General features: G+C 70.8%; 23 protein-coding genes and 1 rRNA gene. 10 read left to right on the top strand and 14 right to left on the bottom strand.

The features are described 5' to 3' along the window. A 16S ribosomal RNA gene (locus ACFYW7_RS06445) occupies positions 1 to 71 on the bottom strand; the annotation flags it as partial. Positions 72 to 711: 640 nt separating this feature from the next. Further along, the gene (locus ACFYW7_RS06440; protein WP_389498462.1) at positions 712 to 1,353 is read right to left on the bottom strand and encodes a DNA-3-methyladenine glycosylase; all 642 of its coding nucleotides are present in this window, start codon (positions 1,351 to 1,353) and stop codon (positions 712 to 714) included. Between the two features lie 217 nt (positions 1,354 to 1,570). Here ACFYW7_RS06440 and ACFYW7_RS06435 point away from each other — a divergent pair, with 217 nt between their 5' ends. The 3 genes from ACFYW7_RS06435 to ACFYW7_RS06425 all read left to right on the top strand — a co-directional run bounded on the left by ACFYW7_RS06435 (position 1,571) and on the right by ACFYW7_RS06425 (position 3,586). Beyond that, positions 1,571 to 2,356 carry a sporulation protein gene (locus ACFYW7_RS06435; protein WP_389498460.1) on the top strand — a complete coding sequence of 262 codons (786 nt, stop codon included), beginning with the start codon at positions 1,571 to 1,573 and terminating at the stop codon, positions 2,354 to 2,356. Between the two features lie 38 nt (positions 2,357 to 2,394). After that, entirely contained in the window at positions 2,395 to 2,934 is a 540-nt protein-coding gene (locus tag ACFYW7_RS06430) for a YbhB/YbcL family Raf kinase inhibitor-like protein (RefSeq protein ID WP_389498458.1), read from the top strand. A gap of 145 nt (positions 2,935 to 3,079) precedes the next feature. Further along, entirely contained in the window at positions 3,080 to 3,586 is a 507-nt protein-coding gene (locus ACFYW7_RS06425) for an HNH endonuclease (protein WP_389498456.1), read from the top strand. Positions 3,587 to 3,654: 68 nt separating this feature from the next. Here ACFYW7_RS06425 and ACFYW7_RS06420 read toward each other — a convergent pair whose 3' ends face one another. The 3 genes from ACFYW7_RS06420 to ACFYW7_RS06410 all read right to left on the bottom strand — a co-directional run bounded on the left by ACFYW7_RS06420 (position 3,655) and on the right by ACFYW7_RS06410 (position 6,076). Next, on the bottom strand, positions 3,655 to 4,623 hold the full coding sequence (locus tag ACFYW7_RS06420; RefSeq protein ID WP_389498454.1) for an SPFH domain-containing protein: 969 nt from the start codon (positions 4,621 to 4,623) through the stop codon (positions 3,655 to 3,657). 130 nt (positions 4,624 to 4,753) lie between these two features. Continuing rightward, positions 4,754 to 5,188: an NfeD family protein gene (locus tag ACFYW7_RS06415; protein WP_389498452.1), complete on the bottom strand. Its 435-nt coding sequence runs from the start codon at positions 5,186 to 5,188 to the stop codon at positions 4,754 to 4,756. A gap of 96 nt (positions 5,189 to 5,284) precedes the next feature. Continuing rightward, positions 5,285 to 6,076 carry an ABC transporter ATP-binding protein gene (locus ACFYW7_RS06410; protein ID WP_389498450.1) on the bottom strand — a complete coding sequence of 264 codons (792 nt, stop codon included), beginning with the start codon at positions 6,074 to 6,076 and terminating at the stop codon, positions 5,285 to 5,287. Between the two features lie 121 nt (positions 6,077 to 6,197). Between ACFYW7_RS06410 and ACFYW7_RS06405 the strand changes: the two genes are divergently transcribed. Further along, the gene (locus ACFYW7_RS06405; protein ID WP_389498448.1) at positions 6,198 to 6,986 is read left to right on the top strand and encodes a hypothetical protein; all 789 of its coding nucleotides are present in this window, start codon (positions 6,198 to 6,200) and stop codon (positions 6,984 to 6,986) included. A gap of 289 nt (positions 6,987 to 7,275) precedes the next feature. Here ACFYW7_RS06405 and ACFYW7_RS06400 read toward each other — a convergent pair whose 3' ends face one another. The 3 genes from ACFYW7_RS06400 to ACFYW7_RS06390 all read right to left on the bottom strand — a co-directional run bounded on the left by ACFYW7_RS06400 (position 7,276) and on the right by ACFYW7_RS06390 (position 9,507). Continuing rightward, the gene (locus ACFYW7_RS06400) at positions 7,276 to 7,521 is read right to left on the bottom strand and encodes a chaplin family protein (protein WP_389498446.1); all 246 of its coding nucleotides are present in this window, start codon (positions 7,519 to 7,521) and stop codon (positions 7,276 to 7,278) included. 182 nt (positions 7,522 to 7,703) lie between these two features. Continuing rightward, positions 7,704 to 8,345, bottom strand: a complete 642-nt coding sequence (locus tag ACFYW7_RS06395) for a response regulator (protein ID WP_389498444.1) — start codon at positions 8,343 to 8,345, stop codon at positions 7,704 to 7,706. Next, a complete protein-coding gene (locus tag ACFYW7_RS06390) occupies positions 8,338 to 9,507 on the bottom strand; it encodes a GAF domain-containing sensor histidine kinase (RefSeq protein WP_389498442.1) in 1,170 nt (389 codons plus the stop codon). Before ACFYW7_RS06390 ends, ACFYW7_RS06395 begins: the two co-directional genes overlap by 8 nt. Positions 9,508 to 9,693: 186 nt before the next feature. On the opposite strand from ACFYW7_RS06390, the gene ACFYW7_RS06385 reads away from it, so the two are divergent. The 3 genes from ACFYW7_RS06385 to ACFYW7_RS06375 all read left to right on the top strand — a co-directional run bounded on the left by ACFYW7_RS06385 (position 9,694) and on the right by ACFYW7_RS06375 (position 12,588). Beyond that, positions 9,694 to 10,389: an SDR family NAD(P)-dependent oxidoreductase gene (locus ACFYW7_RS06385; RefSeq protein ID WP_389498440.1), complete on the top strand. Its 696-nt coding sequence runs from the start codon at positions 9,694 to 9,696 to the stop codon at positions 10,387 to 10,389. Next, complete coding sequence (locus ACFYW7_RS06380) at positions 10,386 to 11,513, top strand: S-adenosylmethionine:tRNA ribosyltransferase-isomerase (protein WP_389498438.1); 1,128 nt, start codon at positions 10,386 to 10,388, stop codon at positions 11,511 to 11,513. Before ACFYW7_RS06385 ends, ACFYW7_RS06380 begins: the two co-directional genes overlap by 4 nt. Before the next feature lie 292 nt (positions 11,514 to 11,805). Further along, a complete protein-coding gene (locus ACFYW7_RS06375) occupies positions 11,806 to 12,588 on the top strand; it encodes a transglycosylase SLT domain-containing protein (RefSeq protein WP_389498436.1) in 783 nt (260 codons plus the stop codon). A gap of 82 nt (positions 12,589 to 12,670) precedes the next feature. Here ACFYW7_RS06375 and ACFYW7_RS06370 read toward each other — a convergent pair whose 3' ends face one another. Then, positions 12,671 to 15,157, bottom strand: a complete 2,487-nt coding sequence (locus ACFYW7_RS06370) for an FHA domain-containing protein (protein ID WP_389498434.1) — start codon at positions 15,155 to 15,157, stop codon at positions 12,671 to 12,673. 239 nt (positions 15,158 to 15,396) lie between these two features. On the opposite strand from ACFYW7_RS06370, the gene ACFYW7_RS06365 reads away from it, so the two are divergent. Together ACFYW7_RS06365 and serB are read left to right on the top strand one after the other, a co-directional pair. Continuing rightward, positions 15,397 to 17,214, top strand: coding sequence for a streptophobe family protein (locus ACFYW7_RS06365; RefSeq protein ID WP_389498432.1), 1,818 nt, complete (start codon positions 15,397 to 15,399; stop codon positions 17,212 to 17,214). A 477-nt stretch (positions 17,215 to 17,691) separates the two neighbouring features. Further along, complete coding sequence (gene serB / locus ACFYW7_RS06360; RefSeq protein WP_389498430.1) at positions 17,692 to 18,909, top strand: phosphoserine phosphatase SerB; 1,218 nt, start codon at positions 17,692 to 17,694, stop codon at positions 18,907 to 18,909. Positions 18,910 to 18,981: 72 nt separating this feature from the next. Here serB and ACFYW7_RS06355 read toward each other — a convergent pair whose 3' ends face one another. The 4 genes from ACFYW7_RS06355 to ACFYW7_RS06340 all read right to left on the bottom strand — a co-directional run bounded on the left by ACFYW7_RS06355 (position 18,982) and on the right by ACFYW7_RS06340 (position 21,902). Further along, on the bottom strand, positions 18,982 to 19,500 hold the full coding sequence (locus tag ACFYW7_RS06355; RefSeq protein ID WP_389498428.1) for a SixA phosphatase family protein: 519 nt from the start codon (positions 19,498 to 19,500) through the stop codon (positions 18,982 to 18,984). A gap of 314 nt (positions 19,501 to 19,814) precedes the next feature. After that, on the bottom strand, positions 19,815 to 20,030 hold the full coding sequence (locus ACFYW7_RS06350) for a hypothetical protein (protein ID WP_389498425.1): 216 nt from the start codon (positions 20,028 to 20,030) through the stop codon (positions 19,815 to 19,817). 318 nt (positions 20,031 to 20,348) lie between these two features. Continuing rightward, entirely contained in the window at positions 20,349 to 20,465 is a 117-nt protein-coding gene (locus tag ACFYW7_RS06345) for an SGM_5486 family transporter-associated protein (RefSeq protein ID WP_389498422.1), read from the bottom strand. Positions 20,466 to 20,528: 63 nt separating this feature from the next. Further along, complete coding sequence (locus ACFYW7_RS06340) at positions 20,529 to 21,902, bottom strand: CynX/NimT family MFS transporter (RefSeq protein WP_389498420.1); 1,374 nt, start codon at positions 21,900 to 21,902, stop codon at positions 20,529 to 20,531. A gap of 112 nt (positions 21,903 to 22,014) precedes the next feature. Between ACFYW7_RS06340 and ACFYW7_RS06335 the strand changes: the two genes are divergently transcribed. Next, positions 22,015 to 22,734, top strand: coding sequence for a FadR/GntR family transcriptional regulator (locus tag ACFYW7_RS06335; protein WP_389498418.1), 720 nt, complete (start codon positions 22,015 to 22,017; stop codon positions 22,732 to 22,734). Between the two features lie 52 nt (positions 22,735 to 22,786). Here ACFYW7_RS06335 and ACFYW7_RS06330 read toward each other — a convergent pair whose 3' ends face one another. Continuing rightward, on the bottom strand, positions 22,787 to 23,146 hold the full coding sequence (locus tag ACFYW7_RS06330) for a hypothetical protein (protein WP_389498416.1): 360 nt from the start codon (positions 23,144 to 23,146) through the stop codon (positions 22,787 to 22,789). Positions 23,147 to 23,189 lie beyond the last annotated feature (43 nt).

The following is a 23,189-nucleotide window of genomic DNA, read 5'->3' as shown; positions in this document are numbered from 1 at the left end:
CATCGTTCGACTTGCATGTGTTAAGCACGCCGCCAGCGTTCGTCCTGAGCCAGGATCAAACTCTCCGTGAATGTTTTCCCGTAATCGGGACGACATCACGAGAGCGGAACAACCGGTCGGAATAGGACCGGCGTTCACAGCGTCCTCGCTGATGCGCCTACCGGAACAATGCCCGGCAGGACTTTTTCAAAGGAACCTCGTCCCGGCCGAACGGCCGGAGACGGGGTATCAACAAATCTGGCGTTGATTTTTGGCACGCTGTTGAGTTCTCAAGGAACGGACGCTTCCTTTGTACTCACCCTCTCGGGCTTTCCTCCGGGCGCTTCCCTTCGGTCTTGCGTTTCCGACTCTACCAGACCGTTTCCGTATCCGATTTCCTCGGTGCTTTCCAGGTTCCCGCTTCCGCGTTTCCCTTTCCGGCGAGTCCGACTCTATCAGAACCTTTCGGGCCTGACTCCCAGTCAGCGGGTTTCGCCTTCCGGCCTTTTAGCGCTTTCGCGTTTTCGGCCTTTCGACATTCACTACGCTAGCCGATTTCCTCGGTGGCTCATAATCGAGTTCCGTGAGTTCGAATTCAGGCATGCAGGCACGCCGAAATCGACCCCGCCGAGGGGAAGTCGTAGGTAGTGGGTTGGCCGCTCTCGGCTGCTGGCTGAACGCCGTAACCGGTTCAAGCGGCTCGGACTACATTACGGACCCCCCAAGGGCGAGTCAAGTTGAGCGGCGGCGGGGTGCGTGCGCTCGATACGGGCTCACCGTGGGGTCGCCGGCGATCCAGAAGCGCCAGGGGTGGACGCCTCCGTCACCCGAGACGCCGGTCCGCGGGCCGTTCCTCACCTGGTCGGAGGGGACAGGGGTGCCTCTCAACAAGGTCAGCGGCGAGCCCGGGGGCCCGCAGGCGTCCGTGCCGTCGAGCGACCGGTCCACCCCGAGCGCGGTCGCGAGGCGCGCCGGCCCTTTGGCCAGTTCCTTGTCGTTTCGGGCCGAGAGTCGACGTTTGCGGGCGAGATCCGCGCCCTCGGTGATCTCACCCGCACGGAGCAGGACTCCACACGGCCTGTCCCCGGGGCCGCACACCAGGTTCATGCAGTGCCACATGCCGTAGGTGAAGTAGACGTACACATGACCGGGCGGCCCGAACATCACGCCGTTGCGAGCGGTACGGCCGCGGTAGGCGTGTGAGCCGGGATCATTGGGGCCGTCGTAGGCCTCGACCTCCGTGATGCGCAACTCGAGGGGACCGTCCGGCGTGACGCGTACGAGGACGCGTCCCAGCAGGTCGGGGGCGACGTCCAGAACGGGGCGGTCGAAGAAGTCCCGCGCCAGGGGCGTACGGTCAGGGGCCGCGATCATGGCGTACGAGCGTAGTCCAGGCACCCTGCCCGCCGCAGCGTGACGGGAACGCTTCGGAGCGGTTCGGACGGATACCTGTCGGCGGGGTGGTCAGGGGGTCCTCTCCCTTGTAAGGGTGAGGACGCGGAACCGGTCGGGGCCGGATCGCGTTTGTAGGGATCAAGGGATCCATACGGACACAGGACGGAACAGGCTTTGCCTGGGGAGGAAGTGCGACATGGGGTTCAAGCGGCTGCTTGCGAGCATGGGGGCCGGCGGAGCTTCGGTCGAGACGGTGCTGACCGAGGCCAACACCGTTCCGGGCGGTGTCGTCCAGGGTGAGGTGCGGATCCAGGGCGGCTCGGTCAACCAGTCGATCGAGGGTCTGTCGGTCGGCCTGCAGGCCAAGGTCGAGGTCGAGGGCCACGACGACCAGGAGTACAAGCAGAACATCGTGTTCACGAAGCTGCGGCTCGGCGGGGCCTTCGAGCTGCAGGCCGGCGCCGTGCACGCGGTGCCGTTCGGGCTGGAGATCCCGTGGGAGACGCCGATCACGACGATCGACGGCCAGAGCCTGCGCGGGATGAACATCGGGGTGACCACCGAGCTGGAGATCGCGCGCGCGATCGACTCGGGTGACCTCGACCCGATCAACGTGCACCCGCTGCCCGCGCAGAAGGCGATTCTCGACGCCTTCATCCAGCTGGGCTTCCGCTTCAAGAACGCGGACATGGAGCGCGGCCAGATCCGGGGCACGCGTCAGCGGCTGCCCTTCTACCAGGAGATCGAGTTCTTCCCGCCGTCGCAGTACCGCGGGCTGAACCAGGTCGAGCTGAGCTTCGTCGCGGACGACCGGGCGATGGACGTCATCCTGGAGATGGACAAGAAGCCCGGGCTCTTCAGCGAGGGCAGCGACTCGTTCCGTTCGTTCCAGGTCGGTCTGCACGACTTCCAGGGCACGGACTGGGCCGCCTACCTGAACCAGTGGCTGTCGGAGGTCGGCAGCAAGCGCAGCTGGTTCTAGGCTCGGAGCAGAGATTCCGCCGTTCAGGAGGTACTGACGTGACCGAGCTCAAGAGGCCGCCGCTCCCCCACGACTTCCATCCGCCGGTGCCGGCGTTCACCGTCGCCAGTGAGGATGTCGAGCCGGGGTCGGTGCTGAAGGACGCTCAGGTCCACGCGGCCGGGAACACCTCGCCGCAGCTGGCCTGGGAAGGCTTTCCGCCGGAGACCAAGAGCTTCGCCGTGACGTGCTTCGATCCCGACGCCCCGACGGGCAGCGGGTTCTGGCACTGGGTGGTGTTCGACATCCCGGCCTCGGTCACGGAGTTGCCGACCGGCGCGGGCAGCGGCAAGTTCGAGGGTCTGCCCGAGGGCGCGGTGCAGGTGCGCAACGACTACGGCTCCCGGGACTTCGGCGGCGCCGCGCCGCCGGCCGGGGACCCTGCGCACCGGTACGTCTTCACGGTGTACGCCGTGGATCAGGAGAAGCTCGGTCCCGACGCGGAGGTGTCGCCCGCCGTGGTCGGCTTCAACCTGCGGTTCCACACGCTGGCGCGCGCCCAGTTGATCGGTGAGTACGCCGCTCCCTCAGAAGACTGACGTTCATAGAACGTTTGCCCGCCTCTGGTCTTGGAAGTGATCAGGGGCGGGCACTTTTTTATTGCGTTGTCCATCTCGGCGTGCCCGGCCAGAGTTGATCCCAGCCCGCCGCAGGTGGGCCGGTGCGCAATAGGAGGTGGGCTGGATGCGGGACACGCTGGTACTGAACGCGAGCTTTGAGCCGCTGTCGACGGTGACGTTGAACCGAGCCGTCGTTCTGGTGCTGACGGACAAGGCCGTCGTCGAGCAGGCCCACCCCGAACTGCGCATGCGTGGAGCCGCCCTGGACATACCCGTGCCCCGGGTGATCAGGCTCTGCCGCTACGTCCGGGTGCCGTTCCGAAGACAAGCGCCGTGGTCGAGGCGGGGTGTGCTGGTGAGGGACCGGCACAGATGCGCCTACTGCGGGCGCCGGGCCACGACCGTGGACCACGTGGTGCCGCGCGCCCAGGGTGGTCAGGACTCGTGGCTGAACACGGTGGCCTCCTGTGCCGAGGACAATCACCGCAAGGCCGCCCGTACACCGGAGCAGGCGCAGATGCCGCTGCTGCGGCAGCCCTTCGAGCCGACGCCCGCGGACGCCATGCTGCTGGCGCTCGGCCAGGACGACTTCGACGCGCTGCCGGAATGGCTGGCCCAGCCGGCCGCGTAGCCGGTACGACGACGGGGCCCACCTCCCGAGGGAGGTGGGCCCCGTCGTCGTACCGGCTCAGTGCTGGATCAGTCCGTGATGGACGGCTTCTCGCGGCGCTCGTTGGCTCCGCCGGATCCTCCGGAGCCGCCCGAGGAACCGCTGTTGCCCGAACCGCCGCCCATACCGCCGAAGTTGCCCATGGCGCCGCTCAGGCCCTTGAGCGCGTCGCCGATCTCGCTGGGGACGATCCAGAGCTTGTTGGCGTTGCCCTCGGCGATCTTCGGAAGCATCTGGAGGTACTGGTAGGAGAGGAGCTTCTGGTCCGGGTCTCCGGCGTGGATGGCCTCGAAGACCGTGCGGACGGCCTGGGCCTCGCCCTCGGCACGCAGGGCCGCGGCCTTGGCCTCACCTTCGGCGCGGAGGATCGCGGACTGCTTCTCGCCCTCGGCGGTGAGGATCTGCGACTGGCGGATGCCTTCCGCGGTGAGGATCGCGGCGCGCTTGTCGCGGTCGGCGCGCATCTGCTTCTCCATCGAGTCCTGGATGGAGGTGGGCGGCTCGATCGCCTTGAGTTCGACGCGGTTGACGCGGATGCCCCACTTGCCGGTGGCCTCGTCGAGGACACCGCGCAGGGCCGCGTTGATCTCCTCGCGGGAGGTCAGGGTCCGTTCCAGGTCCATGCCGCCGATGATGTTGCGCAGCGTCGTCACGGTGAGCTGCTCGATCGCCTGGATGTAGCTGGCGACCTCGTACGTCGCCGCCCGCGCGTCGGTGACCTGGTAATAGATGACGGTGTCGATGTTGACGACCAGGTTGTCCTGGGTGATCACCGGCTGCGGCGGGAACGGGACGACCTGTTCACGCAGGTCGATGCGGTTGCGGATCGAGTCTATGAACGGGACGACGATGTTGAGGCCGGCGTTCAGTGTCCGCGTATAGCGGCCGAAGCGCTCGACGATGGCGGCGCTGGCCTGTGGGATGACCTGGATGGTCTTGATCAGGGCGATGAAGACCAGCACCACCAGAATGATCAGGACGATGATGATCGGTTCCATCGATGCTCCCCGTACCCTTCTCCACTCGGCAATTCCGAAAGATCTTATGGGTGTTGAAGATCTTGCTGGACGAGTCTGACAGAACGTCGTCTGCCACGTGGGGCGTTCGGTTCACTTGCGTTGTCCGAGGTCACATGACGATCGCCGTGGCGCCGTCGATGTCCACGACATCCACTTCCTGGCCCGGCTCGTAGGCCAGTCCGGCGTCGAGGGAGCGCGCCGACCAGATCTCTCCACCGAGTTTGATGCGGCCCCCGCCCGAACTGTCCACGCGTTCCAGCACGATGGCCTGCTTGCCCTTCAACGCCTCCACGCCGGTGGCGAGTTGGGGACGTTGTGCGCTGTGCCGGGCGGCGATGGGGCGCACCACGGCGATGAGCGCGACCGACACGGCCACGAAGACGAGTACTTGGACGACGACACCGCCGCCGAGACCCGCCACGCCCGCGGCGGCGACCGCGCCCACGGCGAGCATGCCGAACTCCGGCATCGCGGTCACGACGAGCGGGATGCCGAGTCCGGCCGCGCCGATCAACCACCACACCCATGCGTCGATGTCGTCCACGTGGTCATGGTAGGACCGCGCTCCCCCGGCGGACAGAGCGCGCGATCAAGTCGGGTACGCCGGGTGAGGGGTGTGCGTCCGCGCGTCGTGGACGGTTCAGGCCATCGGCAGGCCCTGCGCGGTCCAGCGCTCGCCGACCTGCTCGACGACGAGCGGGAGGCCGAAGCAGAGGGAGAGGTTGCGCGAGGTGAGTTCGAGTTCCAGCGGACCCGCGGCGAGGACCTTGCCCTGACGGATCATCAGGACGTGGGTGAAGCCGGGGGCGATCTCCTCGACATGGTGCGTGACCATGATCATGGAGGGGGCGATCGGGTCGCGGGCGAGGCGGCCGAGGCGGCGTACGAGGTCCTCGCGGCCGCCGAGGTCCAGGCCGGCCGCGGGCTCGTCGAGGAGGAGCAGCTCGGGGTCGGTCATCAGGGCCCGGGCGATCAGGGTGCGCTTGCGCTCCCCCTCGGAGAGGGTGCCGAACCTGCGGTCCAGGTAGTCGCTCATGCCGAGGCGGTCGAGGAAGGCGCGGGCGCGCCGCTCGTCGATGTCCTCGTAGTCCTCGTGCCACCCGGCGGTCATGCCGTAGGCGGCGGTGAGGACCGTCTGGAGGACCGTCTGGCGCTTGGGCAGCTTCTCGGCCATCGCGATTCCGGCGACGCCGATGCGCGGGCGCAGTTCGAAGACGTCGACCTGGCCGAGGGTCTCGCCGAGGATGGTGGCGGTGCCCGAGCTGGGGAACAGGTAGCTGGAGGCGAGGTTCAGGAGGGTCGTCTTCCCGGCGCCGTTGGGGCCGAGGATGACCCAGCGCTCGCCCTCCTTGACCGACCAGGAGACCTGGTCCACCAGAGCCCGGCCCTCGCGGACCACGGACACGTCCTCCAGCTCCAGTACATCGCTCATGAGCGCGTTGTCTCCCATTGCAGTCTCGGCCGTCGCTGACGTCTGTGGACGCAGCCCCCAGGGAAAACCTACGCCACCGGTCGGCCACCCCGATCCATCGGCCGGTCCTTAGGGTGGGGGCATGCTCTCGGAACCACGCTCAGGACAACTGGCCGCATGGGGAAATGCCCTTTTGGCCGGACTTGTTTCTCCGGACGACGCCGTACTCGCCATCGTCGGGGACGACGCGGTGCACCGGGTCGAGGGGCTGCCGGGCGAGTCAGGGCCCGTCGGGCTCACGCTCGCGCTCGGCCGGCTGCGCGCGCTCGGGGCGACCGGGCTGCGGGTCGCGCTGCCCGCGCCCGGGCATCCGCTCGGACTCAGCGGGCCGCCGGCGTTCAACGCGCGCGCCCTCGACGCCGAGGAGGCCGTCGTCTGCCACGGCGCCGCGCTGGGGCTCGTACCGGAGGTGTACGAAGCCGGGCCCGCCGGTGATGTGCACGTCGAGGTCGTCTGGCACTGCCTGGCGGTGCGCGAGGCGCCGCCCGCCGACGTGCCCTCGCTCGGGGAGGCCGAGCGCGAGCTGGCGGAGGCGCTCCGCGAGGCGACGGAGGCGCTGTCGCGGCTGGACGTGGCCGGGTCGGGGCCGGTCGCCGCGGCGGCCGTCGACGCGTACCGGGCGCGGGCCGAACGGGGACGGGAGCTGCTGGCTCCCGGGTACCCGCCGCGCGCGGTGCGCGTGTTGGAGCTGGCTCAGCGGGTCGGGGCGCTGATCTCCGTCGCGTACGGGAGCGGGCACGGCGGGGCGGTGAGCGCGTCGGAGATGGCCGCTCGGGCCGAGGCCCTGCGGCCGGTCGAGCGGACGGCCCGGCGGGCGCAGGTGGCCGCGTACAACGCCTTCGTGGAGGAGCGCGAGCGCGGGGTCCGCTGAGGGCTGGGCGCCGAGCGCCGTCCGACGTCCGGCCGGGAACCCTTGGTGGCCGGGTCGCGGATTCCGGTGCTCGCGGGCTCCGGAGGTTCGGGGCGGACGGGACGGTCCCGGAACCGGGTCCGGGGACAGGCCCCCTTCGTGAGGGGCCGGTCTCCGGCCGGTGGTGTCCCCGGCGTTCGCGGCCGCGTTGCCGGAGGCCGGGTTGGGGGCGTCTCGAGGGCTGCGGGCCGACCGGCCTCCCGGGGCGTGCCCGGAAGGCCGGTGGTCGTGATCGTTCCGGCGAGGAGACTCAGCCGTTGAGGCCGAGGTTCCCGAAGGCCGGGTTCAGGAGGCCGATGACGTTCACGCTGTTGCCCACCACGTTCACCGGGACCTGGACCGGGGCCTGGACGACGTTGCCGGAGACAACACCCGGGGAGCCCGCGGCCTTGCCGCCCGCGTGCGCGCCGTCGGTCGCCGAGGCCAGGCCCGCGCCGGCGGCGACCAGGCCGCCCGCCACCATCGCGACAGCCGTGGCCTTCTTCAGGTTCTTCATGCGGAAACCCCTCCTCGCGGACACCGCGGCCATCCGCCGCGGCGCACTGGAAAACGGCCGGGCCTCGCGGAGGTTGCGCCATCCGGGTGCGATACACCCGACAGTATGAAACTCATCCCGGAGCGGAACCCTGCGGGTTGACGCCCGGTCGCGGAGGTCCCCGATGGGCGGCCTCCCCGGGTTCAGCCCGCGATCCCGTGCCGTACGGCCCAGAGCGCGGCCTGGGTGCGGTCGGCGAGGTCGAGCTTCATCAGGATGTTCGAGACGTGGGTCTTCACCGTCTTCTCGGAGAGGACGAGGGCGCGGGCGATCTCCCGGTTGGAGCGGCCGTCCGCGATCAGGCAGAGCACCTCGCGCTCCCGCTCGGTCAGCGAACCACCCCTCCCCTGAACCGAGTTGGAGTCCTCCTGGGTCAACAAGGCGCCCGCCACCTCCGCTTGGAGGAGGATGTGCCCCGCGTGCACCGAGCGGATGGCTCCGGCCAGCGCGTCGGGATCGACGTCCTTGTACACGTATCCGGCGGCGCCCGCGCGCAGGGCCGGCACCACGGTGCGCTGCTCGGTGAAGCTGGTGACGATCAACACGCGTGTGGGGTTGGCCAGTTCGCGGAGCTTGCGCAGCGCGTCGATGCCGTCCGTCCCCGGCATCCTGACGTCCATGAGGACGACGTCGGGTCTCAGTTCCTCGGCGCGGGCGACCCCCTCTGCCCCGTCGGAGGCCTCTCCGACCACCTCGATGTCGTCCTGCACCTCGAGGAAGGTGCGCAGGCCCCGGCGGACGACCTGGTGGTCGTCGACGAGCAGCACCTTGATTGCGTCAGCCACCAGGGACCTCCATCTCGATCGTCGTGCCCTTTCCGGGCGCCGATTCCACGGTGAGTGTGCCGCCGACCCCGCTCGCCCGGTCCCGCATCGACACCAGGCCGAGGTGACGGCCGGCGCTGCGTATCGCCGCGGGGTCGAAGCCGCTGCCGTCGTCGGTGACGCGCAGGAGGGCGCCGGAGCCGCGCCGGTCCAGGATGACGTCGACGTGGGTGGCGCCGGAGTGCCGCAGCGCGTTGTGCAGGGCTTCCTGCGAGACCCGCAGCATCGCCTCCTCCTGGGAGGCGGGCAGCGCCCGTACACCGTGGGCGGTGAAGGTCACGCGCGCGCCGTGGGCACGGTCGAGGACCTGGATCTGGGTGCGCAGGGTCGCGACCAGGCCGTCCTCGTCGAGAGCGGCGGGGCGCAACTCGACCACGGCGGCGCGCAGTTCCTCGGTGGCCTCCGCCGCGAGCGCCGCCACCTGCTGGAGTTCGCCCTTGGCCCGGGAGGGGTCGCGGTCCACGAGGGTGGCGGCGGCCTGCGCGGTGAGGCGCAGGGAGAACAGCTTCTGGCTGACGGCGTCGTGCAGTTCGTGCGCGAGCCGGGAGCGCTCCTCGGCGATCGTGAGCTCGCGACTGCGTTCGTAGAGGCGGGCGTTGGTCAGGGCGATCGCGGCGTGCTGGGCGAGGATGCCGAGGAGTTCCTCGTCGTCCTCGGTGAAGCCGCAGCCGCCTTCCCCGCCCGGCCGCGCGGGGTCCTCTCCCGCCGGGCGCAGCTTGTTCGCGAGGAAGAGCGCGCCGATGACCTCGTCGCCGTCGCGGATGGGCAGGCCCAGGAAGTCGGACATGTCGGGGTGGGCGTGCGGCCAGCCCTCGAAGCGGGGGTCCTCGCGCACGTCGGCCAGGCGCTCGGGGCGGGCCTCGCGGAGCATCGCGGCGAGGATTCCGTGCTGGCGCGGGAGCGGCCCGATGGCCTTCCACTGGGCGTCACTGACACCGTCGACGACGAACTGGGCGAAGCCGCCGTGGTCGTCGGGCACACCGAGGGCCGCGTACTGCGCGTCGAGCAGTTCGCGGGCCGAGGCGACGATCGTCTTGAGGACGTCGCGCACTTCGAGGTGCCGGCTCATGGCCAGCAGCGCGGAGCTCACCGCGTACAGGCCCGACCGGGGTCCTTGACTCATGGCCCCAAGCTACCGGCGCGGTGTGACAGCGCGTATCGGCCGGCTGTCGGCACCCACCGGGCCATTGGGCCTAGGTCGAAGGGCCCCGGATCGTTGCGGCCCGCGGACGAGGCGGTGGGGCGGCCGGGATTCCTACCGTGAGGGCATCCGCCGGGAAGGCGGGCCAGGTACGAGGGGACGACTGTCATGCCGGTAGCGATCATCACGGGGGCGTCGAAGGGGCTGGGGCGGGCGTTCGGCGCGGCTCTGGCGGAGCGCGGCTGGGATCTGGTGCTCGACGCCAGGACGGCGGAGGTGCTGGAGGAGACCGCGGAGGCCCTGTCCTCGTACGGGACACGGGTGGAGGCGCTGCCGGGGGACGTGACGGACGCCGCGCACCGCGCGGAGCTGGTGGCGGCGGCCCGGAAGCTGGGCGGTGTCGACCTGCTGGTGAACAACGCGAGCGCGCTGGGCGCCGAGCCCCTGGTGCGCCTCGACGAGCTGGGCCTGGACGGTCTGCGGCGGGCTCTGGAGGTCAATGTGGTGGCCGCACTGGGACTGGTCCAGGAGGCGCTGCCGCTGTTGCGGGCGGCCGGGGCGGGCACGGTCGTCGCCGTCAGCTCGGACGCCGCGGTGGAGGCCTACGAGACCTGGGGCGGCTACGGCGCCTCGAAGGCCGCGCTCGACCGGCTCGCGGCGGTTCTCGGCGAGGAGGAGCCCGGTCTGCGGGTCTGGGCCGTGGACCCCGGGGACATGGGCACGGACCTGTACGCGGCGGCCGTACCGGACGACGACGGTCCGCGGCCGGCGCCGGACCGGGTGGTTCCGGCCCTGCTGCGGCTGCTCGACGAACGGCCGCCCAGCGGGCGGTACACGGTCGCGGTCCCGTCGGCGGAGCGATGAGGCCGGCGGCGGGCGTCGGGCCGGTCGGGGCCGCCCGGGCCCGGGGAGGTGTTCCGGAGGAGTTGTCGGCGCGGGTGCCCGCGGAGCAGCGCGGTCCCGGCAGCGGCCGGGACTCCGTACGGCTGCTGGTGTCACGCGGGCGTGCGGTGTCGCATCACGCGTTCACGGAGCTGCCCCGGCTGCTGCGGGCGGGCGATCTGCTGATCGTCAACACCTCGGCCACCCTGGCCGCGGCCGTGGACGGGCGGATCGCCCGCGCGCGCGTGGTGGTGCACTTCTCCACGCGCGGCGACGACGGGCGGTGGGCGGTCGAGCTGCGCGATCCCGACGGAAGGGGGACCACGCGTGCGCGCGGGGGCGGACCCGCGGGGACGGTGGTGCGCCTGCCCGGAGGCGTACGCCTCGTCCTGGAGGAGCCGCTGTCCGCGCGCGGTGGGCGGCTGTGGTGGGGGCGGGTGCCGGACGCGGACGTCCCGGCGCTGCTGCGGCGGCACGGGCGGCCGATCCGCTACTCCTACACGGAGCGGGACCAGCCGCTGTCCGCGTACCAGACGGTGTTCGCGCTGCCGTCGGACGACGGTGCGGGCAGCGCGGAGATGCCGAGCGCGGCCCGCCCCTTCTCGCCCCGGCTGGTGGCGGAGCTGGTGAGCCGGGGGGTGCAGTTCGCGCCGATCACGCTGCACACCGGCGTCGCGTCGGCGGAGGCGCACGAGCCGCCGTACCCGGAGCGGTACGAGGTGCCGGAGGCGTCGGCCCGGCTGATCAACGCGGCGCGGGCCGGCGGCGGCCGGATCGTCGCGGTCGGCACGACGGCGGTACGGGCCGTGGAGTCGGCGGCCGGGTCCGACGGGCTGGTCCGGGCGGCGAAGGGCTGGACCGGTCTCGTGGTGACCCCGGAGCGCGGTGTACGGGTCGTCGAGGGGCTGCTGACCGGGCTGCACGAGCCGGAGGCCTCGCATCTGCTGATGCTGGAGGCGATCGCGGGAGGGGCGGCGGTGGACCGCGGGTACGAGGAGGCGCTGCGGCTGCGCTACCTCTGGCACGAGTTCGGGGACGTGCACCTCATCCTCCCGGCGGAGAGATCTCACTCTGGGCATTGCTTCAGCAACTGCCCGTCAGAATGATCGAGGGGCCGTGTGAGCCCGCGCATAGGGCCCAGGTCACGTACGAAGGAGCATAGGAGATAAAAGGGACAAGATGAGCAGGGAAGACGTGCCACTATGCCCCGATTTACCCCTTCCGCGTCCACTACCCGGCATCGTAGGTCACACCTTTGCCACAGCATTTTGCGACCGCTAAGAATTGCGTTGTCGCTCAGCGCGGCGGGCCTCGCCCCGCAGCGTTTGTTCCGGAAACAGACAGTCCCCAGCCCGGGACGAGAGCGACCTCCGCGCTATTCGAAGAGGTCCATCAGTCATGCCCAAGAACATCAAGACTCCTGGTCATCGTCCGACGCTGACCAAGCTCCACAAGCTTTCGATCGCCGGTGTGGCCACCCTCGGTGCCGCCGCCCTCGGGTTCTCCCTGGTACCGGGCAACTCGCAGACCACCACGGACGACGCCGCCGTCTCCGCCGCGAAGGTCTCCTACAGCGAGCAGCCGATCAAGGACGTCAAGGCCAGCGTCACGGACCAGCTCGCGGGCTCCGACCTGAAGGCCCAGGACATCGCGGCGAAGAAGAAGGCCGCGGCCGACGCCACGGCCGCCGCCAAGACGAAGGCCGCGAACGCGCTGGCCGCCAAGAAGAAGGCGGCCGCCCAGGCCACCGCGAAGAAGATCGCGGCGAAGAAGAAGGCTTCCGCGGAGCGTGCCAAGGACGCCACCGCGAGCCGTTCCACGCAGCGCATCAAGATCGAGACGGTCGCCGCGAAGACGTACGCGAACAACCTCGACGGCTGGATCCGCGAGTCCCTCGACATCATGAAGGACAAGGGCATCCCGGGCAGCTACCACGGTCTGCACAAGAACATCATGCGTGAGTCCTCGGGCAACCCCATGGCCATCAACGACTGGGACATCAACGCCATCAACGGCATCCCGTCGAAGGGTCTGCTCCAGGTCATCCCGCCGACGTTCAAGGCCTACCACGTGCCCGGCACCTCGTGGAACATCTACGACCCGGTCGCCAACATCACCGCCGCCTGCAACTACGCGGCCGACAAGTACGGTTCCATGGACAACGTGAACAGCGCCTACTGAGGACTCAGCGCGGAGTTCCCCCACAGACGCCGAAGGGCGGCACCCCGATCAGGGGTGCCGCCCTCGCGTCGTTCCCGGGCCGCTACTTGCGCATGACCTCGGGCTCGTGGCGGCGCAGGAAGCGGGCCACGAAGAAGCCGCAGACGACGCCCAGGACGATCAGGGCGATCATGTCCAGCGTCCAGGCCCCGGCGGTGTGGTCCCACAGCGGGTCCGTGCTCGTCGGGTCGTCCTGGTTCGGGAAGATGTTGTTCAGGTCCAGCGTGGCGCCGGAGGCGGCCACCGCCCAGCGGGCCGGCATCAGGTACGAGAACTGGTTGACGCCCACCGTGCCGTTGAGGATGAACAGACAGCCGGTGAAGACGACCTGGACGATCGCGAACATGACCAGGAGCGGCATGGTCTTCTCGGCGGTCTTCACCAGCGAGGAGATGATCAGTCCGAACATCATCGACACGAACCCGAGCGCCATGATCGGCAGGGCGAGCTCGACCTTGGGCAGGCTCTTGAGGATCAGTCCCTCGGACGGGACCTCACGGCTGCCGAAGCCGATGGCCGCGACCAGGGCGCCCTGCAGGACGGTGATCACACCGAGGACGATCACCTTGGACATCAGGTACGCCGACCGCGACAGACCCGTCGCGCGTTCCCGCTCGTAGATCACCCGTTCCTTGATCAGCTCACGGACCGAGTTGGCGGCGCCCGCGAAGCACGCGCCGACTGCGAGGATCAGCAGCACGGTCGTGGCCGTGCCGTTCGCGACATGGGCGCCCGAGGCCAGGATCTTGTCGTTGACCAGCAGCGTCTTGCCGCTGTCGATGAGCAGGCTGACCGAACCCAGGACCGCCGGCAGGATCACCGTCAGCGCCAGGAAGCCCTTGTCCGACGCGATCACCGACGTGTAGCGGCGGATCAGCGTCATCAGCTGGGAACCCCAGCTCTGCGGCTTCGGCGGCTTCATCGCCTGCGCGGACGGCATCTGCGTCGACTGCGGAGCCACCGCGTCGATGTCCGCGGCGTACATCTGGTAGTGCTGCGAGCCCTTCCAGCGGCCCGCCCAGTCGTAGTCGCGGTAGTTCTCGAACGCGGAGAAGACGTCGGCCCAGGTCTCGTAGCCGAAGAAGTTCAGCGCCTCCTCCGGCGGACCGAAGTAGGCGACGGAGCCACCGGGCGCCATCACGAGGAGCTTGTCGCAGATCGCCAGCTCGGCCACCGAGTGCGTGACGACGAGGACCGTACGCCCGTCGTCGGCGAGGCCGCGCAGCAGCTGCATGACATCGCGGTCCATGCCCGGGTCGAGACCGGAGGTCGGCTCGTCCAGGAAGATCAGCGACGGCTTGGTGAGCAGTTCCAGGGCCACCGAGACACGCTTGCGCTGGCCACCGGAGAGGGAGGTGACCTTCTTCTCCTTGTGGATGTCCAGCTTCAGCTCGCGCAGCACCTCGTCGATCCGGGCCTCGCGCTCCTCGCCCGTGGTGTCCGCCGGGAAGCGCAGCTTGGCCGCGTACTTGAGGGCCTTCTTGACGGTCAGTTCCTTGTGCAGGATGTCGTCCTGCGGGACCAGACCGATGCGCTGACGCAGCTCGGCGAACTGCTTGTACAGGTTCCGGTTGTCGTAGAGGACGTCACCCTGGTTGGCGGGGCGGTAGCCCGTGAGCGCCTTCAGGAGCGTCGACTTGCCGGAGCCCGACGGGCCGATGACCGCGACGAGCGACTTCTCGGGCACGCCGAAGGAGACGTCCTTGAGGATCTGCTTGCCGCCGTCGACGGTGACCGTCAGATGGCGGGCCGAGAAGGAGACCTCACCGGTGTCGACGAACTCCTCGAGGCGGTCGCCGACCAGGCGGAACGTCGAGTGGCCGACGCCGACGATGTCGTTCGGGCCGAGCAGCGCGGAGCCGCCCTTGGCGATCGGCATGCCGTTGACGTACGTGCCGTTGTGCGAGCCGAGGTCGCGGATCTCGAAGCGGCCGTCCGGCGTCGCGTGGAACTCGGCGTGGTTGCGCGAGACCTGGAGGTCGGAGACCACCAGGTCGTTCTCCAGCGCACGGCCGATGCGCATCACCCGGCCCAGCGAGAACTGGTGGAAGGTCGTCGGGCTGCGGTCGCCGTAGACCGGCGGCGCCCCCGCGCCCCCACCGGGTCCCTGCTGCTGCGGGATGCCCGCCGCCTGCTGCGGCGACCGGGCCTGCTCCGGCGTCTGCGGCGTCGGCTGCTGAGCCCAGCCGGGACCCGCGCCCTGCGCCGCGAACGGCTGCTGCTGAGCCACCGAGGCCGCCGCGCCGGACAGGCTCAGGCGCGGTCCGTCGGTCGCGTTGCCCAGGTGGACGGCCGAACCGGGGCCGATCTCCATCTGGTGGATCCGCTGCCCCTGTATGAACGTGCCGTTGGTGCTCCCGTGGTCGTCGATGACCCAACTGCGGCCGTTCCAGCTGATCGTGGCGTGGCGCCAGGAGACCCTGGCGTCCTCGAGCACGATGTCCCCCTGCGGATCACGTCCGAGGGCGTAGGGCCTGGCCGCGTCGAGCGTCCAGGTCCGTCCATTCAATTCCAGTACGAGTTCCGGCACTCCAGCCCCACTGAGTTGTCCCCCGAGTTTCCCCCGTCGCAGGGAGTCTAGGGATGTCGAACATCGTGGGGAACTATTTCAGTAGAGGCCCCCTGACCGAAAGTCGGGCCATGTGAAGGACGGGTACGGGCGGGTTGCCCGTTTCCGTTGACGAGGTGGAAACCGGCCCGGAGAGTGGTAATCCACGCGAGGGGGACATACGTGGTGATCAACCGCGGCGCGGATCGGGGGGTCTTGCGATGAGCATCGGAACGACGCACCAGGACGGAAGCACGGGCGGGGTGCCCTGGGGCGATGTGCTGTTGTCCGCGATCGCCTCAGTGAGCTGGGCGTTGATCGGCATGGCGGGCACCGCCGCGCTCGGTCTGCACCTGCTGGGAGCGGACACGACGGCCTCGCTCGGCCCGATGACCGCCGCGGTGGTGGCTCTCGGGGCCAATGGTGCGGTGACGCCGTCCGGCGACGTCTCGGCCTTCGGCCTGAAAGGGGCGCAGGCGCACACGGCCATCCAGATCACGCCACTGGGTGTCGGCCTCGTCGGCGCGCTGCTGTTGTCGTGGTTCTTCCTCCGGTCCCTGCGCGGGGCCGGAGTCGTCATCGCGCCGTCCGAACTCCTGGCGCGGGCGGGCTCGGTGATCGCCCTCTTCGTCGCGACACTGGGCGGGCTCGCCTGGGCCGGGCACGACGTCATCACGATCGACGGTGGCGGGCTCGGGCTCGACAAGGTCACGGGTGGCGGCGGACTCGGGGACATCACGGACGAACTCCCGGGCGGGCTGGGCGATCTCGGCGGTCTGCTGCCCGACAGGATCGGCGACCTGGTGGACGCGAAGGCCGCGGTCGGCTTCTCCGTCGACACGGCGCCGACGCTGCTCGGCGGGGCGGTGTGGGCCGCCGGGGTCCTGCTGATCGCCCTGCTGGCCTCCCGGCGCACGCCGCTGCCGCGTGGCTGGGACGTCGTGCACCGCGTGGTGCGGCCCGCCGTCTCCTCGCTCGTCGCGGTCCTGCTGGTCGCGGTCGTGGCGGGGCTCGCGGCGGCGGGGTACGCGGCGGTCGGGGACGACCATCCGAAGCGGATCGCGGGAGCGGCGTTGCTCGGCGCGCCCAACGGGGTGTGGCTGGGTATCCCGGTCGGGCTGTTCGTGCCCTGGGACGGAAAGGCGACGGGCGAGCTCGCCAAGCTGCTGCCCGACCCCCTCGACAGGCTGCTGTCCGCCGGTGCCGACCGGCCCGTCACGCTCGGACGTCTCGCCGAACTCGACGGACGGGTATGGCTGTTGGGTCTCGCCGCCGCGCTCATGATGCTGTACGCGGGCGTACTGACGGCCGCCCGTACGCCGTTTGTACGAGTGGGGAGCGGCACCGGTGCGGGGGTACCGGGTGCTCCCGATGTACGGGGCGACACCGCTCCTCGGTTCGCGGGGCGCTGCGCACTTCGGCTCGGGGTCGTGACCGCTCTGGCGCTGCCGCTGCTCGCGTGGCTGACGGAGGTGTCGGTGGACGCCTCCCTGTCCGTGCTCGGCTTCGACGCGTTCGGGGCGGGGATCGAGTTGCGCGGACAGCTGGGCGTGGCCTTGCTGCTGGGCGCCGGGTGGGGGGCCGGGGCCGGTGCGGTGGGGGCGTTGCTGGCTTGTGCCAGTGGGGCGGCGGGGCGGTGGGTCGCCGCGGGGGCGCGGGGTGTGCCGGGTGGTGGGGGTGCTGGTGTTGATGCTGGTGCTCATGTGGAGTCTGGTGCTGGGGTGGGGGCCGGAACTGGTGTGGGGGCTGAGGCTGGGAGCGTTGGGCCGTACCGGCCCATGGGGTCGTACCGGAAGCCCAACCCCGACACCAATCCGTATCTGAGGGTGCCGGACGAGTTGCGGGAGCCGGAGGACAGGGGGCCGGTGCGGGGAGGGTCACGGGCCGCCGGTGATGTGTACGGGGCGCCGACCGTGGTGGGACCGATCGTGCCTGGGCCGAAGCGGAGGCCTGACGGGCCGCCGCCGCCTCCTCCGTCACCGGCCGGGCCGGTGCCGCCGGACGAGGGCGCGCCGCCGCCTCGTAAGCCTCGGCGTTGAGGATGCGGGGCCCTGGTGCGGGTGTGTGGTGGGTCGGGGCCGTGCTGGTGCGTCCCGGTCCGTCGCCGCTGGATCAGACGTGTGGTAGATGTGCGAACCGCCGCTCGATCCGAACGTGAGCGACGGACCTTTGGGATGTACCGGCACGGCCCCTTCCGTGCGCTGTCCACCGCGGGTGCGATCGGCTTTCGGACCCGGGGCCGGGATCCAGCCCCTCCGGCGTCTGAGGAACGGGTCCGGGGCGGAGCCCCGGATGCGGGTGGGCAGGGGCGGAGGGGGCGAGTGCTTCGGGTGGGGCGTCCCGGGAGCGGGGAGATCGGCCGGGTGGGAGTCGTCCGGGGGCGTGGTGGACGCCCCGGAGGGGTGGTGGTGGTTCGTTCGTCACCCGTGTGCTGTTCGGGTGTCACCCAGTGTTCGTGTCCGCTAGGCGGACCGGGCGGGCGGGCGACGCTGGGTGCCGGATACGGTGGGACCACCATGAGCGCTTCGCAGACCTCTGATGTGCCCACTCTTCTTGTCAAGATCTTCGGCAAGGATCGCCCCGGCATCACCGCCGGACTCTTCGACACCCTCGCCGCCTGGTCCGTCGACGTGGTCGACATCGAGCAGGTCGTCACCCGGGGCCGGATCGTGCTGTGCGCGCTCGTCACCGAGCCGCCCGCGGGCCTCGAAGGTGATCTCCGGGCCACCGTCCACAGCTGGGCGGAATCGATGAAGATGCAGGCCGAGATCATCTCCGGCCTCGGTGACAACCGCCCGCGCGGATCAGGACGTTCGCTGGTCACCGTGCTCGGGCATCCCCTCACCGCCGAGTCGACGGCCGCCATCGCCGCGCGGATCACGAAGACCGGCGGCAACATCGACCGCATCTTCCGGCTGGCCAAGTACCCGGTGACGGCGGTCGAGTTCGCCGTGTCCGGCACGGAGACCGAGGCGCTGCGCACCGCGCTGGTGACCGAGGCCGCGGCACTCGGTGTCGACATCGCCGTGGTGGCCGCCGGCCTGCACCGGCGGGCCCAGCGTCTGGTCGTGATGGACGTGGACTCCACGCTCATCCAGGACGAGGTGATCGAGCTCTTCGCCGCGCACGCCGGGTGCGAGGACGAGGTCGCCGGGGTCACCGCGGCAGCGATGCGCGGTGAACTGGACTTCGAGCAGTCCCTGCACGCGCGCGTGGCCCTCCTCGAGGGACTGGACGCGTCGGTGGTGCAGAAGGTGCGCGAGGAGGTACGGCTGACGCCGGGCGCGCGCACGCTGATCCGTACGCTGAAGCGCCTCGGCTTCCAAGTCGGCGTCGTCTCCGGCGGGTTCACTCAGGTGACCGACGACCTCAAGGAACGGCTCGGGCTCGACTTCGCCCAGGCCAACACGCTGGAGATCGTCGACGGGAAGCTGACCGGCCGGGTCACCGGCGAGATCGTGGACCGCGCGGGCAAGGCGCGGCTGCTGCGCCGGTTCGCCGCCGAGGCCGGGGTGCCGCTCGCCCAGACCGTGGCGATCGGCGACGGCGCCAACGACCTCGACATGCTCAACGCCGCCGGCCTCGGGGTCGCCTTCAACGCCAAGCCGGTCGTGCGCCAGGCCGCGCACACCGCGGTGAACTTCCCGTTCCTGGACACCGTCCTCTATCTGCTGGGCGTCACGCGCGAAGAGGTCGAGGCCGCCGACATGCACGAGGACGACAACGCTCACTGAGTGACGTCCTCCCCACGACGGACGGGGGCCCGGCACCGTGGTGGTGCCGGGCCCCCGTCCGTCGTCGAAGGGTCACTCCGTCGGCGCCCAGTAGTCCGTCAGGGCGGCCGACCCGGGCTCCACGGACTTCCAGGGGCCCTCGAAGGAGAGCACCGCGAACGCGGCGGTGTGGAAGCCGTGGGCGTTCATGCGGGCGCGGGTGTCGCCCTCGGCACGGCCCGCCAGGATGTCGGCCAGGCCGTGCACACCCGGGTTGTGACCGATCAGGATCACGCTCTGCGTGTCGTCCGGGGTTTCGTTGAGCACGGCGATCAGCTCGCCCGGCGAGGCTTCGTAGATCCGCTCCTCGTAGACCGTTTTCGGCCGGTGCGGGAGCTCCTGGACGGCGTGCTTCCACGTCTCGCGGGTCCGGATCGCGGTGGAGCAGAGGGCCAGGTCGAAGGGGATGCCGATGTCTGCCAGTCTGCGTCCGGCGACGGCGGCGTCCATGCGGCCCCGGTCGGCGAGCGGCCGCTCGTGGTCGGACATCTGCGGCCAGTCGGCTTTCGCATGCCGGAAGAGGACAATCCTGCGGGGTTCTGCGACGCTCATGCGTCCCAGCTTCGCATGAAAGATGCCATGGGGCGCAGGGAGTTGATGCGGCCCCCCGGCGAGGGTGACGCCCTGCTCCGTCAGGGGCGATGGCGTCCCTGACGGAGGGGTGAGGCGGTCGCTCCGGTGCGGGAGGGATCGTGGGCCCGGCGGGGGTGGAGGGCCGAGGGGGAGGGGGAGACGGGCGCTCGGTGGTAGTCGCCGCCGGCGCCGTCGTCACCGTCGGCGCCGTCGTCGCGTGGCTGGGGGGGGTGATGGGAGCAGTGGGGGTCAGGGGCCGGCGCATGAGCGGCGGGGGGTGGGGCGGGTGCGGCTCACGGGGTGTTGTGCAGGACCGTCTGCTGGACGCGTTCGAACACGTGGGTGATGGCCGGGTCGCTGCCCGCCGCGTGCGCGTCGGCCGGGTTGAGGATCATGAGCAGCAGGGTGACGAAGGCGAGCGTGGGCAGGGCGAGGGCCCACCAGGGAAGTCGGATGTCCACGCGGCCCGTGTTCGCCGGGTGGGGCCGGGTGTGCGTATGGGCCGACATGCCGCCTCCGTGAGTCTTCGAGTGGTCCTTGGGCCACCGCTCGCGGCCACAACTCGAAACTACGGACTCCGGCGCCCTCGACCCATCCGGTGATCCACCCACTTCACCCTGACACTCACCCCCTAGGGGATGGGGGGTTAGCCCTACCCCGGCCGCGTCGTCGCCGGTCCGGCCCCGTCATGGCCCGGCTCGGCGCGCGAGAGTTCGGGGCGGGTGGGGTTGTGCGGCACGGCGAGGGCGGGCCTGCGGCGCGGGTTCGGTGACCGGTGGGTGTGCGGCGCGGTCGGTGCCGCCCCGGTCACCGGGTGGCTTCGTCGTTCAGGGGGACGCGATGGACGCGATGATGCCGACGATCACCGTGATGGCCAGCATCGTGCCGAGCACGAGCAGCAGCTTCTTCTGGCCGTTCTGGGGGTTCGGGTCGAGCACAGGCATGCGGCCAGTCTCGCACCCTCCGTCCGCCGGGCAGCCGCTGGGGGCCGTTTCCCGGAGCCGGGGTCAGCCGGCCGCCTCGTCCTCCACCGTGCGGTCGCGGCCCGCCAGGATGCCGACGCCGATCTGCGGGACCATCAGCCCGGCCATCAGGGCGATCGGCAGGCCCCAGCCGCCGCTGTGCTGGTAGAGCACGCCCACGAGCAGCGGGCCGGGGATGGAGATCAGATAGCCGGTGCTCTGGGCGAACGCCGACAGCTGGGCGACCCCGGCGCCGGTCCTGGCCCGCATGCCGACCATGGTGAGGGCCAGGGGGAAGGCGCAGTTGGAGACGCCGAGCAGCAGGGCCCAGGCCCAGGCGCCCGCCGCCGGGGCCAGGTAGAGGCCCGCGTATCCGGCGAGTCCGCAGACGCCCAGGGCGACCACGATGGGGCCCTGGTGGGGCAGTCGGGTGGCGAGGCGCGGGATGACGAAGGCCAGCGGCACGCCCATCACCATGGTGACGGCGAGGAGCAGTCCCGCGGTGCCGGCCGCGACACCCGCGTCGCGGAAGATCTGCGCCATCCAGCCCATCGTGATGTAGGCGGCGGTTGCCTGGAGGCCGAAGAACACCGCGAGCGCCCAGGCCGTACGACTGCGGGTGATCCGTAGTCCCTCGGGCCCGCGCCGGGCCGCGGCCGTCCCGCGGGCGGTGCCGGAGGCGACGGTGACACCGGAAGCGCCGGTGACGGTGGCGGCGCGGGCCGCGGGATCGCGGCCGTCGGCGGGCGTGATCCCGTCGGCGCGGGAGGCGGCGCCCCGCGCGCGGACCGACGGGATCCACGGGAGGACGGCCGCCGCCGCGAGCCCCGCCCACACCACGAGCCCGGCCTGCCAGCCACCGCCCAGCGCGTCCGTCATGGGGACGGTCACCGCCGCCGCGGTGGATGTGCCGAGCGCGAGGGCCATCGAGTACAGGCCCGTCATGGACCCGACCCGGTCGGGGAACCAGCGCTTGATGATCACCGGCATCAGGACGTTGCTGACGGCGATGCCCATGAGGGCGAGCGTGCTGGCCGCCAGGAATCCGGCCGTGCCTCCGAGGTACGGGCGCAGGGCCAGGCCCGTCGCGATGGCGGCCATGCCCGCGCAGACGACGGCGGCCGGCCCGAACCGGCGGGCGAGCCGCGGTGCCGTCACCCCGAAGACGGCGAAGCACAGCGGTGGTACGGAGGTGAGCAGTCCGGCGACGCTGCCGCTCATGCCGAGCCCGTCGCGCACCTCTTCGAGAAGGGCGCCGAGGCTGGTGATGGCCGGACGCAGATTGAGCGCGGTGAGGACGATGCCGACGACCACGAGACGTTTCGTCCACGCGCTCGCGGCAGGGATCAGGGGGGTCGTGCTCTCGGTGGAGCGGCGTATCGCTGGGGACGGCTTCGTCCGGGTCTCCTCGCTGGCCATGCCACCCATCATAGAATCATGGGATGATTGGCTGTCCACTCCCGCTGCGTTAATCTCCGGAGCCTCCGGCCCCGCGCGAACGACCTCACCCGGGCCCGTACGAAGGACCGTCATGCCACTGAGCCATCCCCGCCGTTCGGCGCTGTCCGAGCAGGTCATCGCCGAGCTGCGGACCCAGATCACCTCGGGAGAGTGGCCGGTGGGCTCCCGCATCCCCACCGAACCGGAACTCGTCGATCAGCTCGGCGTCGCCCGCAACACGGTGCGCGAGGCGGTCCGGGCGCTCGCCCACAACGGGCTGCTGGACATCCGGCAGGGTTCCGGCACCTATGTCGTGGCGACCAGTGAGCTGGCGGGCGTGATGCACCGCCGGTTCGCGGACGCCGATCCCCGGCACATCGCCGAACTCCGGTCCGCGCTGGAGTCGAGCGCCGCCGGGCTGGCCGCCGAGCGGCGCACCGAGCGCGATCTCAAGCAGTTGGACACGCTCCTCGTACGCCGGGAGGAGGCCTGGGAGTCGGGCGACGCGGAGGCTTTCGTGACGGCCGACGCGACCTTCCACATGGCGGTGGTGGCGGCGTCCCGCAACGACGTCATGACGGCGATGTACGCGGATCTGGGCGAGGTGCTGCGCGACTGGCTGCGCGAGGACGTGGGCGAGGAGCTGACGCCGGAGACGTACATGGACCACGCCCGGCTGGTCGACGCGATCCGGACGGGCGACACGGAGGCCGCCGCCGCGGAGGCCGCGAGCTATCCGTTCCAGTGCCTGCCGGAGCGGGAGAGCGGTCAGGGGCGGGTGCGCGGACGCGGTCCGGCGACGGGACGGTGAGCGGGCGTCGGCGCCCCCGCCGGTGACCGTCGTCCACCGCGGGGGCCCGACCTCAGGTGCCGTGGGTGATCCAGACCGCGCGGATCTCCTTCCAGCACCGGCCGGTCAGCCGCACGGTCATCGCGGGTTCCACGTCGACCGGGGCGCCGTCGGTGTCGATGTCCCACCAGCGGGCGCACTCGATGTGCAGCGAGACGTGGTCGGTGCCCACATACGGGTTGTGGCAGTACGCGACGACATGGGAGCCGGTGACGGTGGTCCGGCAGGAGGCGCCGAACGGCTGGGGCGCGTCGACCTGCCGGGAGTCCCCGTTCGCGCCCTCCACGCGCGAGTGGGGTATCGCGTCGGACGGGACGGCCATCACCAGAGCGACAGCGGCGAGCACCGGGGCAAAGCGGCGGGACAGGCGCACAAGGGGACCTCCTCGGCCGTACGGCTGCGGGGCGGTGCGTTCC

Origin of the sequence: Streptomyces sp. NPDC002580 (genome assembly GCF_042889485.1) — a bacterium.
In the GTDB taxonomy this organism is placed as follows: domain Bacteria; phylum Actinomycetota; class Actinomycetes; order Streptomycetales; family Streptomycetaceae; genus Streptomyces.
The sequence above is the reverse complement of the archived record's forward strand: the minus strand, read 5'-3'. Positions and strand labels throughout refer to the sequence as shown.